Source organism: Sideroxydans sp. (genome assembly GCF_054604835.1).
The window spans coordinates 1-13,977 of the sequence record NZ_JBTSFG010000013.1; the positions used below are offsets into that span (position 1 = coordinate 1).

General features: G+C 59.5%; 18 protein-coding genes. 3 read left to right on the forward strand and 15 right to left on the reverse strand.

Annotated features, from left to right (window positions below):
• Positions 1-247: 247 nt before the first annotated feature.
• The 15 genes from ACYCZ5_RS13510 to phnF are packed head-to-tail and all read right to left on the reverse strand — an operon-like array spanning position 248 to position 12,212.
• Positions 248-1,108, reverse strand: a complete 861-nt coding sequence (locus ACYCZ5_RS13510; RefSeq protein ID WP_461545324.1) for an EamA family transporter — start codon at positions 1,106-1,108, stop codon at positions 248-250.
• Positions 1,105-1,866, reverse strand: a complete 762-nt coding sequence (gene phnP, locus ACYCZ5_RS13515; RefSeq protein ID WP_461545325.1) for a phosphonate metabolism protein PhnP — start codon at positions 1,864-1,866, stop codon at positions 1,105-1,107. Before phnP ends, ACYCZ5_RS13510 begins: the two co-directional genes overlap by 4 nt.
• Positions 1,863-2,426, reverse strand: a complete 564-nt coding sequence (phnN, locus tag ACYCZ5_RS13520) for a phosphonate metabolism protein/1,5-bisphosphokinase (PRPP-forming) PhnN (protein WP_461545326.1) — start codon at positions 2,424-2,426, stop codon at positions 1,863-1,865. The genes phnP and phnN overlap by 4 nt, the downstream gene beginning before the upstream one ends.
• A gap of 1 nt (position 2,427) precedes the next feature.
• Positions 2,428-3,588 (reverse strand): alpha-D-ribose 1-methylphosphonate 5-triphosphate diphosphatase, encoded by a 1,161-nt coding sequence (locus ACYCZ5_RS13525; RefSeq protein ID WP_461545327.1) that lies wholly within the window; start codon positions 3,586-3,588, stop codon positions 2,428-2,430.
• 19 nt (positions 3,589-3,607) lie between these two features.
• On the reverse strand, positions 3,608-4,306 hold the full coding sequence (gene phnL, locus ACYCZ5_RS13530) for a phosphonate C-P lyase system protein PhnL (RefSeq protein WP_461545328.1): 699 nt from the start codon (positions 4,304-4,306) through the stop codon (positions 3,608-3,610).
• A 7-nt stretch (positions 4,307-4,313) separates the two neighbouring features.
• Positions 4,314-5,147 carry an ATP-binding cassette domain-containing protein gene (locus ACYCZ5_RS13535; RefSeq protein ID WP_461545329.1) on the reverse strand — a complete coding sequence of 278 codons (834 nt, stop codon included), beginning with the start codon at positions 5,145-5,147 and terminating at the stop codon, positions 4,314-4,316.
• Positions 5,144-6,040, reverse strand: a complete 897-nt coding sequence (locus tag ACYCZ5_RS13540) for an alpha-D-ribose 1-methylphosphonate 5-phosphate C-P-lyase PhnJ (protein ID WP_461545330.1) — start codon at positions 6,038-6,040, stop codon at positions 5,144-5,146. The genes ACYCZ5_RS13535 and ACYCZ5_RS13540 overlap by 4 nt, the downstream gene beginning before the upstream one ends.
• The gene (locus tag ACYCZ5_RS13545) at positions 6,037-7,149 is read right to left on the reverse strand and encodes a carbon-phosphorus lyase complex subunit PhnI (RefSeq protein WP_461545331.1); all 1,113 of its coding nucleotides are present in this window, start codon (positions 7,147-7,149) and stop codon (positions 6,037-6,039) included. Before ACYCZ5_RS13545 ends, ACYCZ5_RS13540 begins: the two co-directional genes overlap by 4 nt.
• On the reverse strand, positions 7,146-7,724 hold the full coding sequence (phnH, locus tag ACYCZ5_RS13550; RefSeq protein ID WP_461545332.1) for a phosphonate C-P lyase system protein PhnH: 579 nt from the start codon (positions 7,722-7,724) through the stop codon (positions 7,146-7,148). The genes ACYCZ5_RS13545 and phnH overlap by 4 nt, the downstream gene beginning before the upstream one ends.
• On the reverse strand, positions 7,714-8,178 hold the full coding sequence (phnG, locus tag ACYCZ5_RS13555; protein ID WP_461545333.1) for a phosphonate C-P lyase system protein PhnG: 465 nt from the start codon (positions 8,176-8,178) through the stop codon (positions 7,714-7,716). Before phnG ends, phnH begins: the two co-directional genes overlap by 11 nt.
• Positions 8,178-8,972, reverse strand: coding sequence for a phosphonate ABC transporter, permease protein PhnE (phnE, locus tag ACYCZ5_RS13560; protein WP_461545334.1), 795 nt, complete (start codon positions 8,970-8,972; stop codon positions 8,178-8,180). Before phnE (ACYCZ5_RS13560) ends, phnG begins: the two co-directional genes overlap by 1 nt.
• Positions 8,972-9,769, reverse strand: coding sequence for a phosphonate ABC transporter, permease protein PhnE (gene phnE, locus ACYCZ5_RS13565; RefSeq protein WP_461545335.1), 798 nt, complete (start codon positions 9,767-9,769; stop codon positions 8,972-8,974). Before phnE (ACYCZ5_RS13565) ends, phnE (ACYCZ5_RS13560) begins: the two co-directional genes overlap by 1 nt.
• The gene (gene phnC / locus ACYCZ5_RS13570; protein ID WP_461545336.1) at positions 9,735-10,514 is read right to left on the reverse strand and encodes a phosphonate ABC transporter ATP-binding protein; all 780 of its coding nucleotides are present in this window, start codon (positions 10,512-10,514) and stop codon (positions 9,735-9,737) included. The genes phnE (ACYCZ5_RS13565) and phnC overlap by 35 nt, the downstream gene beginning before the upstream one ends.
• Positions 10,515-10,573: 59 nt before the next feature.
• Positions 10,574-11,443 (reverse strand): phosphonate ABC transporter substrate-binding protein, encoded by an 870-nt coding sequence (gene phnD / locus ACYCZ5_RS13575; RefSeq protein ID WP_461545337.1) that lies wholly within the window; start codon positions 11,441-11,443, stop codon positions 10,574-10,576.
• 43 nt (positions 11,444-11,486) lie between these two features.
• Positions 11,487-12,212: a phosphonate metabolism transcriptional regulator PhnF gene (gene phnF / locus ACYCZ5_RS13580; RefSeq protein ID WP_461545338.1), complete on the reverse strand. Its 726-nt coding sequence runs from the start codon at positions 12,210-12,212 to the stop codon at positions 11,487-11,489.
• Between the two features lie 209 nt (positions 12,213-12,421).
• On the opposite strand from phnF, the gene ACYCZ5_RS13585 reads away from it, so the two are divergent.
• The 3 genes from ACYCZ5_RS13585 to ACYCZ5_RS13595 all read left to right on the forward strand — a co-directional run bounded on the left by ACYCZ5_RS13585 (position 12,422) and on the right by ACYCZ5_RS13595 (position 13,690).
• Positions 12,422-13,042: a tyrosine-type recombinase/integrase gene (locus tag ACYCZ5_RS13585; RefSeq protein WP_461545339.1), complete on the forward strand. Its 621-nt coding sequence runs from the start codon at positions 12,422-12,424 to the stop codon at positions 13,040-13,042.
• A 119-nt stretch (positions 13,043-13,161) separates the two neighbouring features.
• Positions 13,162-13,428 (forward strand): BrnT family toxin, encoded by a 267-nt coding sequence (locus ACYCZ5_RS13590; protein ID WP_461545340.1) that lies wholly within the window; start codon positions 13,162-13,164, stop codon positions 13,426-13,428.
• Positions 13,418-13,690, forward strand: a complete 273-nt coding sequence (locus ACYCZ5_RS13595) for a BrnA antitoxin family protein (protein ID WP_461545341.1) — start codon at positions 13,418-13,420, stop codon at positions 13,688-13,690. Before ACYCZ5_RS13590 ends, ACYCZ5_RS13595 begins: the two co-directional genes overlap by 11 nt.
• Positions 13,691-13,977: the final 287 nt, after the last annotated feature.

Genomic DNA, 13,977 nt, shown 5'->3' on the forward strand with positions numbered 1-13,977 from the left:
TATGTGAAGGTCTGAATTTGCGAGAGTCACCGAAAATCAGCGATTGGTGCAGATTCCAACCTTCACTTCACATAATCGAGAACTGTGCATAATCGGCCTTTGCTGTCGGTGGAAGCTTGTTAGCTCGATGTCCGTTATGGGATTAGCTCCGGCCATAGGACTGGAATTCATTGTGAACGTCAGCTTTCTCGAATCGAGACTGCATACTCTCGCCCCATACCTGCCCATCAGTTTTCCAAGCTGAAATTCAACCAGCCATTGAGCTCACTAAAATGACCCCGAATACAACCAGACTTGCCCCAACGAGTCGTTGATACCATCTTTCATATTCTTTCAGCCAAATAATGCCGAGAAGCACGGTGAGCACGATGCCCGCGTTGGTCAGCGTCACCGCATAGGCGGCGGGCAGCCAGCGCATGGCATAGATCACCAGCGCGTAGGCGGTGCCCACACCCAGCGTGCCGATCAGCAGCGCGCGTTTAGACGGCGTAATCGCCGGGACCCAGTGCTTTGTGCGGTACTTCTGCTCGCCGCACAGGAACAGCCAGCCGATGGCGTAGTTCACGCACACATAGCCCAGCGCAACATGCAAACCCTCAAGATGCTCGGCAGCCACTTTGTCGCTGAGGCTGTACACCACCGTCATCGAGGCGGCGAACAGCGCATATGGCCATGCCTTGCTCAGGCGGCGCACACCGTCGTGCGAACTGGTGGCGATCAGCCACAGGCCGCCAGCCGCGACGAGGATGGCGGCCCATGACCACAACGGGAAATCGCGCGCGAAGAACAGTGTCTCGATCACCGCGATCAGCAAGGGCGAACTGCGCACCATGGGATAGACCGCGCTGGCAGGTGCCAAGTGATAGGCGGCGCGCAGTCCGAGGAAGTACAGTCCGTTGGCGATGCCGCTGATCGCGGCACACAAGTACAGCACCGGCGCTTCCTGCGCCGCGTGCAAGAAACCCGGCAGAGCGAACGGCGCGAAGATCAGCACATGCAGGCCGACGATCCACCACAGGAAATTGGCATCGCTGTGCGTGCGGCGTGTCAGCAGATTCCACGACACATGCAGCAGCACCGACAGGCCGACGGCCAACAGTGGCGTCATGAGGTAGGGATGCAGACCACTGTCTCGGCATCACGCGCCAGCATCATTCCTTCCGGCAATGCGTCCGGCCTGTCCAGCAACCATGCATCCAGCTTGTGTCCGATGTGCATCAGCACCATCTCGCTGTCAGGGAAGAATTGCGCCAGCGCGACCGCTTCCAGCAAATCGAAATGGTTGCGCGGCTGGTCCGCCCCCGGCGGGAAGGTGCAATCCAGACAGATGGTGTGCGGTTGCCAGCGTTGCAGGAATGCTAGCGTCCCGGGCGGCAGTTCGCGGCAATCGGAAAGATAGGCCAGCCGCGCGCCGTCATGCTCGATGCAATATCCCAGCGTGGGCTTGGAATGCACCAGCGGCACCGCCGTGATGCGCACATCGCCCAGCGCGATCTGCTCGAACTTGGAGAGTTGCGTGAACTGCAAGGGACCGGGATATTTGTACAGATCGGCGCAGCCTTCACTGTCATGCGGCGAATACACCTGCAGTTCACCCTTGCCCCAGCGCAGATGGAACAAGCCCTGCACATGGTCGGCATGGAAATGCGTGACCAGCACCGCGTCCAGTGCGCCCGGCGGAAACCGCTCGGCCATATCCATCACGCCCGCATCGATCAGCAGCCGCGTGCCACCCGCTTCAAGCAGCGCGCAGTTCGGCTGGCGGCGCGCGGTGATATCCACCCGCGCCAAAGTGCACACCGCACAATCGCAGCCCCACAGCGGCACACCACCGGCCGCGCCGGTGCCAAGGAAAGTCAGCCTCATGACATCACCCGTTCGTGACTGCGGATGAGTTCAACGAACTCGGGGCCGGTACTCGCCAGCGGCGCGTCGTTGCGGAAGCGCTGCAGTTTGCAGTGTTGCAGTGAGGCGAACTCGCCCGCGCGCTGCAAGCGCGACTCGATCTCGTCATCGCTCTCGCGACCGCGTGCCTGCAAACGTTCACGCAATACAGCAGGCGATACTTCGATCAACACAGGCACCAGTTCCGGATAACGACGCGAGGCTTCCTGCAGATAGCCGCGTGAACCGTTGAGCACGACAGTAAGCCCTTTCGCCAACCAGTGATTCAGTTCGCAGCCGATGCCATAGCGCAGACCGTGACTGTGCCAATGCAGCGGAAACAATTTCTTCACCACACGCGATTCGAACTCATCCTCGCTCAGCGCCACATGGTTCTCGCCGCCCGCGTCGGAGGGACGTGTGATGTAGCGATGCGCGAACACCACGTTGGCATCCTGCGCCAGCTGGAAGCGCGCATGCTGCATCAGGCTGTCCTTTCCGCTGCCGGATGCGCCGATGACATAGAGCAGGACGCCGCTCATCTCAGGCCCCGTGATCGAAAGCAAGCGTCAGCACCGGCAGGCCTGCCGACCACACGCGCGACACTTGCGGCAGACCGCCCAGATAACGCACGGCCAGCAGGTCGGCGCGTTTGCCGACTGCGATCGAACCTCTGTCGTTCAGGCCGACGGCCCGCGCGGGATTGCAAGTGACCAGCGCTACCGCCTGATGCAACTTGATGCCTGCCAGTTCCGGCAGTTGCAGCACGGCGGGCAACAACGCCGCAGGCGAATAGTCACCGCACAGGCAATCGGCCACACCTTCGCGCACCGCGTCCAGCGCACGCATGGAACCGGATTGCGACTTGCCGCGCACCACGTTCGGCGCACCGAACAAAGTTGAGAGACCGGCGGCGCGTGCGGCGATGGCAGTTTCCAGATTGATCGGGAATTCGGACACGCTCACGCCTAGGCCCTTCACCACATCGACTTTCTCGGGACGGTCGTCGTCGTGGCTGGCGAGCGGGATTCCGAGTTCGCGTGCGTGTTGCGCCAGTTGTTCCATGCGGCCCACTGCACCTTCTCCCTGCGCCAACTTCTCGGCGAGCAAGGCTTCAAACTCGGCTTCGTCCTTTTTGTAGGTGCGCGACTGGAAACTGCGATAGGCATCGATGCTCTTGAACTGTCCCTGTCCCGGCGTGTGGTCCATGAACGACAGCAGGTGGATCTCGTCGTTGCTCAGCAGATCGTTCAACACTCCGGGTGCGGTCGGATCGGTAATCTCGTAACGGGCATGCACGCGGTTATCCACCAGCGCATGTTGCTGCCAGGCATGCACCGCGCGCGCCAGCTCTGCGGCGGTGGCGTTGTTACGCACGCCCAGTTCGGCATTGGCGAAGGACAGCGCGTGATAGATGGTGGTGATACCGGCGGCGGCGTTGCGCTTGTCGGCTTGCGCGCAGGCAAAGTCGAACGGGAAGTGCACACCGGGACGCGGCTCGGCTTCTTTTTCCAAGGCGTCGCAGTGCAGGTCGATCATGCCCGGCATCAATGTCTGTCCGCGCAGGTCGATCTCTTGCGCACCTTCACTGCTGGCCGGATCGATGGCAACGATGTTGCCGTCCGCGATCAGCACTGCGGCGTCTTTCAGCGTTTCGTTCTCCAGCACGACTTGCGCGCCGGTCAGGTAAAAATGGGTGTTCATGCGATTTCCTCTTCGGGTTCTACGATAGTGACAGGGGGGGTGACAATTCGATGACATCGTCGGCCAGACGCTTCACCAGGTCGGGGTGATGGAAGATGGCGAGCATGGCGATGCCGGTATCCTTCAGCGATTCGATATGTGCGACCACGCGCTCGGTGGTGGCGGGATCGAGACTGGCGGTCGGCTCGTCCAGCAACAACAGGCGCGGTTGTGCGATCAGACCGCGCGCCAGATTCACACGCTGCTTCTCGCCGCCGGAGAATGTGGCGGGCGGCACGTTCCACAGATGAGCGGGAACGGCCAGTTGTGCCAGCAGGTCAGCGGCGCGGCCGCGTGCTTCTTCGGTCGGCACACCACGTGCGAACAAAGGCTCGGCCACTACATCCAACGCGGACTTGCGCGGCAGACAGTGCAGGAACTGGGTGACGAAACCGATTTCGCTCTTGCGCAGTTCCAACATGCGGTGCTCGTCTGCTTGGGCTAGGTCAACGACTTCACCTGATGCAGTGCGGAACAGCATGCGTCCGGCGCTGGGCAGATAGGTGCGATACACACCTTTCAGCACGGAAGATTTACCCGCACCGGTCGGGCCGATCAACGCGGTGAGCTTGCCGGGGTACACACTCAAGTTCACATGCGAAGCGGACGGGATGAGCTTGTTGCGCTCGTGCAGACGGAAAGTCTTGGCATAGTTCTCGATAGTCAGGATAGGGTTCATAGTCATCTCACAATGCGGAAGCCACCAGACGCTGGGTGTAAGCGTGCTGCGGGTCTTCAAGGATCTGGTCGGTGAGGCCGGACTCGATGACGCGGCCATGCTTCATCACCAGCGTACGGCCCGCCAATAAGCGGATTACACCTAGGTCGTGGGTGACCACGATCATCGCGGTGCCCAGCTCGTGTTGGATCTCCAGGATCAGGTCGAGGATGGCGGCCTGCACCGACAGGTCGAGGCCGGTGGTGACTTCGTCCAGATACAACAACGGCGGTTGCGTGGCCAATGCCTTTGCGATCTGCACGCGCTGCTGCATGCCGCCGGAGAAGGTCTTGGGATTCTTGTCCATGCGTGCGCGGGCCACTTCGGTGCGCGCCAGCAGGTCACCGGCACGGGTGCGTATCTCGCCGTAGTGCTTCAGGTCGCTCATCAGCAGACGCTCGGCGATGTTGCCGCCCGCCGATATCTGGAAGTTCAGGCCAAGATGCGGGTTCTGATACACCATGCCGAATCGCTTGTTGCGCATGCTGCGTTGCTGCGCGGCATTGAGGGCGAACATGTCGTGCTGCGCCTCGCCGTCATGGAAGGTGGCACTGCCCGCAGTCGGCATGTCATCGAAATACAGCATCTTCACCGTGCTCGACTTGCCGCTGCCGGATTCGCCGATGATGCCGAGTATCTCGCCGCGATACAGGTCGAAGTTCACATCGTGCGCGGCGACCACGCAGCCGCAATGCGGACAGATGTTGGTGTCGTGTTCCGGCCCGGTGCTGCTGATGCACAGCGGACAGGGTTCACCGTGGATGCGCGACAAACCGCGCACGGACAATATTTTGTTGCTCATGCTGGCTTCCTCGCGCTGATGGTTTCCTGTTGTTCTTCGCAATACGCCGAGTCGGAACACTGGTGGGTGACGTTGCCTGCGTCGTCGATGAGTTCGTCGAGGAAACTCACGGTCGAGCCACAACAGCGGCAGGCGATGCGCATACCGTTCGCGTCGCGGAAATCTTCCACGCGGAAGGCGATGTCGTCGAACACCAGCGGCTCGGCCACGGTGTACGGCGGCACGGCGTAGATCTTCTTCTCGCGACCGGCGCCGAGCAGCACCAGCGCGGGCGACAGATGCAGACGCGGCACGTCCCAGCGCGGGATGGGCGACGGGTCGATCACGTAGTGGCCGTTGATGCGGGTGGGGTAGCGGTGCGAAATGGTGATCTCGTCGAAACGCACCACGTCCTCATACAACTTGACCAGCAGGCGCGAGTAGTCCGCTTCACCGTGCATGACTTTGCGTCGCGCCTCGGAAGGCTCGACCACCACCAGCGCATCGGGATACGGCACTTGCAGCACCAGTATCTGTTGCTCGGTGAGCATCTTCTCGGGGATGCGGTGACGCGACTGGATCAGCGTGGCTTCCTGCGTCTTCTCGGTGACTTCGACACCGGGACAGGTGAGCTGCACGAACTGGCGCAGGTTCACCGCGTTCACAGAATCGTCCGAACCCTGGTCGATCACTTTCAAAGTATCGTCTTCGCCGATCAGCGACAGCGTGAGTTGCAGACCGCCGGTTCCGAAACCGCGCCCCATCGGCATCTCGCGCGAGGCATAAGGTGTCTGATAGCCAGGGATGGAGATCGCTTTCAAAATACAGCGGCGCACTTCTTTTTTGGCGTACTCGTCGAGGAAGCCGAAGGAATAGCCCGCGTCTTCCAGCGGCAATTCGTAATGAGCGTTCATGCTGTCTCCTCCGTGTCTTGCTCTTTCATCTTCTGTTGCGTGGTGCGCAACCTGTCCATGTCGGACTGGAAGGTCACGTAGTGCGGCATCTTGTAGTGCGAGGCGAAGCCCATCGAGTCCACACCGTCCACATGCAACAACACGAACTCCGGATCCTCGGAAGGATTGGTGGGGCCGTCTTGCATGCCTTTTTGCAATGCACGGTCCAGAATCGCCATGCTGATCGCCTTCACTTCGTTGTGACCGAAGCACGCGCCGTAACCGAGCGTGAAGGTGGGCAGCTCGTCGCCGCTGCTGCCTTCGTACATCGCCACCACTTCACATTCGGTGACCAGCACTTCGCCCGCCTCCATCAGCTCGCCCGTCACCGGATGCGGCAACATCACCGGCAGATAGCCGACACGCAGTTCCGCCACCGTGGGGTGTACGTCGCCGTAACCGCGCATGTTGGAATACGCCATCGCCAGCAGCCCGCCCGTCTCGGCGCGCGCCATGGTGGCCAGTGCAGCAGAGCGCGGCACCGGGAAAACCAGCGGGTCGCGCGTGATGTCGAAGGCAGCAGCACGACTCGGTGCGACCGGCGGCAGCAGACCTTCGGCGCGCAGTGCGTCGATCACCTTTGGAAAGTTGTCTGGCACTTCGCTATCCAGCGTGTCTTGCAGGAAACTTTGCGCGACCGCTTTGAACGCCTCCGGGTCTTCGTTGGCGAGATCAAGCTGTAGCAGACGCAATGCATAGTCATACGTCGCGCCCAGATACTGGCCGCCCGGTACTTCTTTGAACGCGGACGAAATGCGACGGATGCAGCGCATGTTCGCCGTGTCCTGCACCGGCGTCTCGAGCAGACGCGGTTTGGTGGAGCGATAGGCGCGCAAGGCGAATGCCGCTTCCAGTGTGTCGCCCTGGAATTGTTTGAGTGCGAGCGCAGCCAAACGCGGGTGGTACAGACCGCCTTCCGACACTACGCGCGAAGTGAGCAAGCGCAGCTGCTCTTCTATCATCGCCAGTGTCAGCGGCTCTTGCAGCGAGCCTTTGCAGCGCAGGTAATCGGTGTTTGCTGCTGCACCATCGATGGCGGCCTTGCCGCCCTTGATCGCGACGTAACTCATGCTGCACCTCCCAGTTCGATCTTCGTGGTGCGCGGCAGCGCGACGAAATGTTTTGCATTGCACAGCACCAGCTCCACGCCGAGCGGGAAGCTGCTCACCCAGTCGTTGCGTGCGGCTATCCAGTCTTGATGCAATCCGTCCACGCTGATGCTGACCGCTTCACGGATGCCGGGGCCGCTCAGTCGCATGCGCAGTGCACCGGACGCGTCGTCATGCAAAGACGCGACGCGCAGCAACAGGGTTGCGCCGCCTTCCGGCTCTTCCAGTGTGCCGAGGCTGGGCACTAACTCAGGTGCACGGCTACCGTCCAGCAAGACGAATGCGGCCAGCTCCGATGGCACGCGCAGCGCTTCCAGTTTTGGCCAGATGAATTCGTCCACCATGTCCTGCGGATCGGAGAGTGTGGTCTGCCCGTCCACCAGCACGCTCAGCAATGCCAGCCAAGGTTCAGTACTCAGCGGGCTGGTCTGGATGCGGCCGGGAAAACTGAACGCATCCAGCAGGCTGCGGAACAGTTGCTGCTGTCGTGCCGGGTGCCAGATATCCAGGTCTTGCAGCGTCATGTCATGCGTCATTTTCATCGTCCTCTTGTTCCAGCAGCGCGAAATCCACGCGGGTCGCGGCCAGTTGTTTTTTGCGTTCCTTGTTCTTCTGCTGGCGCACTTCCATGCCGCGCTGCACCAACGTCATGGCCGGTACGCTGCCCGGTAACTTGCCGGCCATCACCGCATCGAGGATGGCGATGGAACGCGCGAGCTGCGCACGGTCATCCACGATCAGCGCACCGCCTCGCTCTTCATCACCCGCCGCGCTACGTACGGTCACTTCGGCGCGCGCCACCGGGATCTCGCCGATGAAATACGATTCTTCGAACGCACCGTCGCGCAGGTTGAGCAGACCCAGACCGGCGTGCGGCAAGGCGACATCGCGCACTTCCAATTCACCCGACAACACGTTCGCCAGATGTTTCACTTCACTGGCAGGCAGCGCGCACAAGGCGGCCGCCCATTCTTTTCTTGCGATAGGCATCAATTCAGTTTTCCTCTTAGCCAGGTGGACAGGTAGTCGATGATCAGAATCGTGATGAGAATGACGATGATCAGCGCGGCTGATTCGTCGTAATTGAACATGCGCAGGGTGTCGTGCAAGGCGAGTCCGATGCCTCCAGCGCCGACCAATCCGAGCACGGCCGCCATACGCACGTTGCGGTCGAAGATGTACAAGGTGTAGCCCAGCGCCTCGCGCAGGATGGACGGCCAACCGGAATACATCACCAACTGCAAACGCGATGCGCCGGTGGCGGAGACAGCTTCGTAGATGCCGGCGTCGACGCGCTCCAGACTTTCGGAGAAGAACTTGCCGAGGAAGCCCGCGGTGTGGATGCCGAGCGCCAGTGCACCGGGCAGTGGCCCCAGCCCCAGAGACGCGACGAAGATCAGCGCCAGCAACAGGTCGGGCATGGCGCGCATGAAGTTCAATGTTTCGCGGGCGATACGGTAGACAGTGGCATTCGGTGTCAGATTGCGTGATGCCAAGGGCGACAACAGCACCGCCACGACAACGGCCAGCGCACTGCCCCACAGCGCGGTGGCCAGCGTTTGCATCAGCAGCTCTAGATATCTAGACAAGTCTGAAAAATCCGGCGTGCTGTAGCGGCTGAAGTATTCGACGATGTCTTGTGCACCGTAGGCCAGCGTTTCGAATGACAGCTCCAAGTCATAGATGATCACCCACAGCAGTGCCAACCAGCCCGACAGCCATACCGGCGTCGGGTTGAACGGCTTCTTGGGCAATGGAGGACGTATTGCTGCGATGTTGGACATCAGATCAATCTCCTGCGGAATTTGTCGGACAGGCGATCCAGCACGGTGACCACCACATAGATGGACAGCGCGATGGGCAACAGACGGTTGTAGTCGAACATGCGCATCGCCATCACCAGGTCGTAACCGATGCCGCCCGCACCGACCAGACCGAGGATGGCGGCGGCGCGCAGGTTGTGATCGAGGATGTACATGACAGTGCCGACGAAGTCAGGGAACACCTGCGGGAAGATGCCGAAGGTGCGCAGTTGCAACCAACTTGCACCGTGCGCGGCCACGCCTTCGATCTGGCGCGCATCCACCACTTCGATGCTCTCGGCGAAGAACTTGCCCATGAAACCGACTGTGACGAAAGACAGTGCCATCACGCCGGGCAAAGGGCCAAGACCCACCGCCGACACGAACACCAGCGCCCACACCAGCTCGGGCAACGCACGCATCAGCGTGAGCAGATTGCGCGTGGCATGGAACACGGCCGGATGCGGGCTGGCATTGGCAGCAGCCATCACGCCCAACGGCAAGCTGATGACCAGCGCGATGCTGGTGGCGAGGAAAGTCATCTCGATGGTCTGCAACATGTTCATGCCCAACGTGGGCAGATATTCCATGTCCGGCATCACCATCAGATTGCTGCAGAAATCGATGATGCGCGGCACGGCTGTGATCAAACGCACGAGGTCGAACTCGACCGCCGATGCGCTGATCAGCAGCAGCGTCACACACACCACCAGCACGGCGGAGAGGCCGAATGCTGGCAGGCCGTTAGGCGTAGGCCAGCATAGTCTCGAGCTGCTCATCGACTTGGTCTCCGTTGCGGTTATAGATGCGTGCGAGGGTGGCGCGGTCCAGACCGCTGGCTGCGCCGTCATAGACTAGGACGCCGCCGTTCAGACCGATCACGCGGTCGGCGAAACGTTTGGCCAGTTCGACCTGGTGCAGGTTGACCACGACGGTGATGCCGTCGCGTGTGCAGATCTCGCGCAGCAGACCCATGATCTCTTCGCTGGTCACCGGGTCCAGGCTGGCGACCGGTTCGTCGGCAAGAATGACGCGCGGTTGTTGTGCCAGTGCGCGGGCGATGCCAACGCGCTGTTGCTGGCCGCCAGACAGACGGTCCGCGCGGTTCCATGCCTTGTCGGTGAGACCGACACGGATCAGCGCATCGTGCGCGATATCCATGTCGCTACGCTGAAACAGATACAGCAGACTGCCCAACCAGGAGCGGTGCGACAGTCTGCCGGTGAGTACATTGGTCATGACCGACAGCCGGTCGACTAGGTTGAAATGCTGGAACACCATACCGACATGCGAGCGGACTTCGCGCAACGTCGTCTGTGACACCTGTTGTTCAGCGATCTGTACCGAGCCCGAGGTCGGCGTCTCCAGACCGTTGATTGTTCTGAGCAGAGTGGATTTCCCCGCGCCGGACGGGCCGAGGATGACGGTGAACGACCCCGCAGGAATCTCGGCACTCACGCCTTTCAGCGCTTCGAATCCGTTGGCGTAGCGCTTTGCGACGTCCTTGATGATGATCTTGCTCATATAACCTCCGGTGATGAAAAAACGGCCGACTGCCCATGCAGCCGACCGCCGTGTTGCGATTACTTCAGTTGCTCTTTCTTGATGCCCAGCTCTTTAACCATGTCGCGGATGGACTGGTAGTCGGCCGGTGTCACGGAAACGTAGTGGCTGATCTTGCCGTAGCCGGTGACCGGGATGTCCTTGTGCGCGTTCAGGATCACGTCCTTGATCTCTGCCTTCAGTTTCTTGTCCAGATCGCCGCGATATACCAGCGGGGAACCCGGCAGCGGGGTGGACTCGGCGACGATGCAGTTGCTTTCCTTGGTGATCAGACCCTTCTCCAGCATCTTGGTGTAGGTGATGTCGTTGTCGGCAGCGGCATCGACGGTCTTGTTCTTCACAGCCAGCTCGGCCGCGTCGTGCGAACCGGAGTAGGTGAACTTGCCGAAGAACTGCTCCGGCATCAGGCCGGTGGCATGCTTCACCATGTAGGTCGGCATCAGGCCGCCGGAAGTGGAGGCCGGGTTCACGAAGGCGACGCTCTTGCCTTTCAGATCGGTGATGCTCTTGATGCCGCTGTCGCACGGGGCGATGATCAAGCTCTTATAGGTGGGAGAATCGCTGCCTTCGCGCATGCCGACGGCAAACGCCTCGGCACCGGCTTCCATCTCGGCCAGGTAGTAGGACAGCGGACCGAACCAGGCGATGTCGACACGCTTCTTGCGCATGGCCTCCACCACGCCCGCGTAGTCGGTGGCGGTATACAGCTTCACTTTCCGGTGCAGCTTCTTTTCCATGTAGGCGCGCATCGGCTCGAAGGTCTTGATCATCTCTTCGTTGTTCTCTGCGGGGATCAGGCCCATCACCAGATCGCGTGCGTTGGCAACACCGGCTGTACCGATCAGCGAAGCGCCGATCAGTGCGGAGAGGATGAATTTATTGCATTGCATGTCTGGAACTCCTGTTTGGTTTCAACGGTAGGGTGGGAACAGCTCAAGGGGTGATGCACAGTTGGATCCGGTCGGCCCGGAACCGTGTAATGGCGTACTCAACCGGCGATGCATCGCTTTCGAGCACGTTCAGACTCTTGACCCGCAGCACGGGCCGGTGCTGGGTGATGCCGAGCAACTTGGCATCATCTCCTTGCGGCAGCACGGCGGTGACCAGACTCTCGGTGCGGCGCAACGCACCGCAATGGTGGTTCAGCACCGCATGCAGCGAACCGGTTTGATAGTCCTCCAGCAGTTCGCGGTAGGGATGCAGCGGCAGGAAGTGCGAGATCACGCAAAAGGGCATGCCGTCGGCGATGCGCAATGTCTCTATCCACAGCACTTCTTCGTCGGCGGCGATGTTCAGATTGCGCGCCACACCGGCGGAAGCCGGGGCGACCATCTTGCGCACCACGCGCGAGTCGGTGGCGATACCGATCTCGCCCAGTGTCTGGGTGAAGCGCGTACCGCTGCCCAGCTTGTAGTCCAGCAGCCGGTCGGTGATGAAGATGCCTACGCCGTGCTGGCGTTCCAGCAGTCCTTCGAAGATCAGTTCGTCCACGGCACGGCGCAGGGTGTGACGGTTCACACCGAAACGTGCCGCCAGCTCACCTTCCGCGGGCAGTCGGTCGCCGGGCGAGCCCTGACGCACGTATTCGCGCTCGAGCACTTCGGCGATCTGTGCATACAGGGTGATTCCGGTGTCGCGCTCGATGGCGTACAAGCTCATGACGGGTAGATGTCTAGATATATGATGCAGCCATATTGCGGAGTGAATATTTCGCGCCCGTGAATTGTTTATTACAGTTCCGTAACAAACCGCCGTTTCAGACCTGGGAGATGAGCACGTCCTGCGGCAGCGGCATGCGGTGGCGCAGGTCGAAGGTCGGCACGTAGCGCTGCGACGGGATCTCGTTTCCTGCCATCCAGCACGGGAAGGTGGTCATCAGAAACCAAAGAAGAAGAACGGCAACATCCCAAACAGCAGCAACCATATATGGGCGGCGGTCGGGAACGTCGGCCAGCTCACGCTGTATTGCGGCAACAGATAACGGGTGCCCGTTCGAACAGCCTGCACTTTTCAACCTAGCCATCGACAGCAAGCTACGTGCTTGTGATCTCGTCAAACTGAAGGTACGGGACATATCCCACGGAGAACACATCGCATCACGTGCCACCGTGATGCAACAGAAGACACAACGACCGGTCCAATTTGAGATTACCGATCAAACTAAAGATTCTGTTGGCAAGTGGATTGCTTCGGAGAAGCTACGGTTGGATGATTTTCTGTTCCAAAGTCGCATCAGCGATTCACCTCATCTATCTACAAGGCAGTACGCGAGGATCGTGCATGGATGGGTTGAGCATATCGGACTGGACACCACCTGTTACGGTACACACACCATGAGACGAACCAAGCCGACACTCATCTATAAGCGAACGAAGAACCTGAGGGCGGTTCAGTTGCTTCTCGGACATTCCAAGATAGAGAGCACTGTGCGCTATCTGGGCATCGAGGTGGATGATGCCTTGGAGATGGCTGAGCAGACTGAGGTTTGAGCTTCTTGGATATCTTCGGTTCAAGCGGGGCGTTGCTGCAATTCCATACAACGATGTATCCAGCAACATAGAAAATGGAGGGCATTGATAATGTATGCACATTATATGTATAATCAATCATGAGCATTGAATTTGACCAAAAGAAAGCCGCCTCAAATCTGAAAAAACATGGCGTGTCTTTTGATGATGCTGCAACAGCGCTATTGGATCCGATGGCGCTGGTGCAGGAAGATGAGGATGCCACAGATGAGGCAAGATTCCTGTTGGTTGGGATGTCGACAACAGGGCACCTTTTGACAGTGTGTTACACGCTACGCGGGGAATTGATTAGACTGATTTCAGCGCGAATGGCAACAAAAAATGAACGGAGGCAATATGAAAGCTGAATACGACTTCACAAAGGCCAAACGTGCCAAAGATGTTCCACATTTGGCAAAACTTCAATCTGCAGCGGCAAAAGGCAAGACACGAGTAACGATGTTTCTTGACGATAGTATTCTTGAAACGTTCCGATTTCGTGCTGAGACCGAGGGTCGGGGTTATCAGACCTTGATCAATGAGGCACTCAAGCAGGTTGCCACAAACAGCACTCCAATTACCGAGGATGTTGTACGACGCATCATCAGAGAAGAATTGCACTCTGCTTGAACAGGGCTCAAGTCACACAAGCCACGTGCAGCTATGTTGTTGCCGTGGCTTTTTATTGGCTCATGGGGATAGAATGACCGTTATGAATTACAGGAACAGTCGTTCGCTGTCCAAGTGTTTACGATAAGTAATCGGCGCAAATTCGGCCAGAAGCAGACACTTGGAGGGTGTCCAGAATTTTGTGTAAACGGGATTCCATTACTGCTGCGGCATCCTGTCATCAAACTGGATAGAAAACCGGTTTAGCGCCGCCTTCCAATCCCGGATTGGCATCGTCCATTTCTTGC

Bases quoted from the DNA above. Each gene is read 5' to 3' on its own strand.
- ACYCZ5_RS13525 (WP_461545327.1), bottom strand. From the start codon at position 3,588: ATGAACACCCATTTTTACCTGACCGGCGCGCAAGTCGTGCTGGAGAAC.
- phnG (WP_461545333.1), bottom strand. From the start codon at position 8,178: ATGCCTATCGCAAGAAAAGAATGGGCGGCCGCCTTGTGCGCGCTGCCT.
- phnD (WP_461545337.1), bottom strand. From the start codon at position 11,443: ATGCAATGCAATAAATTCATCCTCTCCGCACTGATCGGCGCTTCGCTG.
- ACYCZ5_RS13510 (WP_461545324.1), bottom strand. From the start codon at position 1,108: ATGACGCCACTGTTGGCCGTCGGCCTGTCGGTGCTGCTGCATGTGTCG.
- phnF (WP_461545338.1), bottom strand. From the start codon at position 12,212: ATGAGCTTGTACGCCATCGAGCGCGACACCGGAATCACCCTGTATGCA.
- ACYCZ5_RS13545 (WP_461545331.1), bottom strand. From the start codon at position 7,149: ATGAGTTACGTCGCGATCAAGGGCGGCAAGGCCGCCATCGATGGTGCA.
- phnE (WP_461545334.1), bottom strand. From the start codon at position 8,972: ATGTCCAACATCGCAGCAATACGTCCTCCATTGCCCAAGAAGCCGTTC.
- phnP (WP_461545325.1), bottom strand. From the start codon at position 1,866: ATGAGGCTGACTTTCCTTGGCACCGGCGCGGCCGGTGGTGTGCCGCTG.
- phnH (WP_461545332.1), bottom strand. From the start codon at position 7,724: ATGACGCATGACATGACGCTGCAAGACCTGGATATCTGGCACCCGGCA.
- ACYCZ5_RS13535 (WP_461545329.1), bottom strand. From the start codon at position 5,147: ATGAGCAACAAAATATTGTCCGTGCGCGGTTTGTCGCGCATCCACGGT.
- phnN (WP_461545326.1), bottom strand. From the start codon at position 2,426: ATGAGCGGCGTCCTGCTCTATGTCATCGGCGCATCCGGCAGCGGAAAG.
- phnL (WP_461545328.1), bottom strand. From the start codon at position 4,306: ATGAACCCTATCCTGACTATCGAGAACTATGCCAAGACTTTCCGTCTG.
- ACYCZ5_RS13590 (WP_461545340.1), top strand. From the start codon at position 13,162: ATGAGCATTGAATTTGACCAAAAGAAAGCCGCCTCAAATCTGAAAAAA.
- phnE (WP_461545335.1), bottom strand. From the start codon at position 9,769: ATGAGCAGCTCGAGACTATGCTGGCCTACGCCTAACGGCCTGCCAGCA.
- ACYCZ5_RS13540 (WP_461545330.1), bottom strand. From the start codon at position 6,040: ATGAACGCTCATTACGAATTGCCGCTGGAAGACGCGGGCTATTCCTTC.
- phnC (WP_461545336.1), bottom strand. From the start codon at position 10,514: ATGAGCAAGATCATCATCAAGGACGTCGCAAAGCGCTACGCCAACGGA.
- ACYCZ5_RS13595 (WP_461545341.1), top strand. From the start codon at position 13,418: ATGAAAGCTGAATACGACTTCACAAAGGCCAAACGTGCCAAAGATGTT.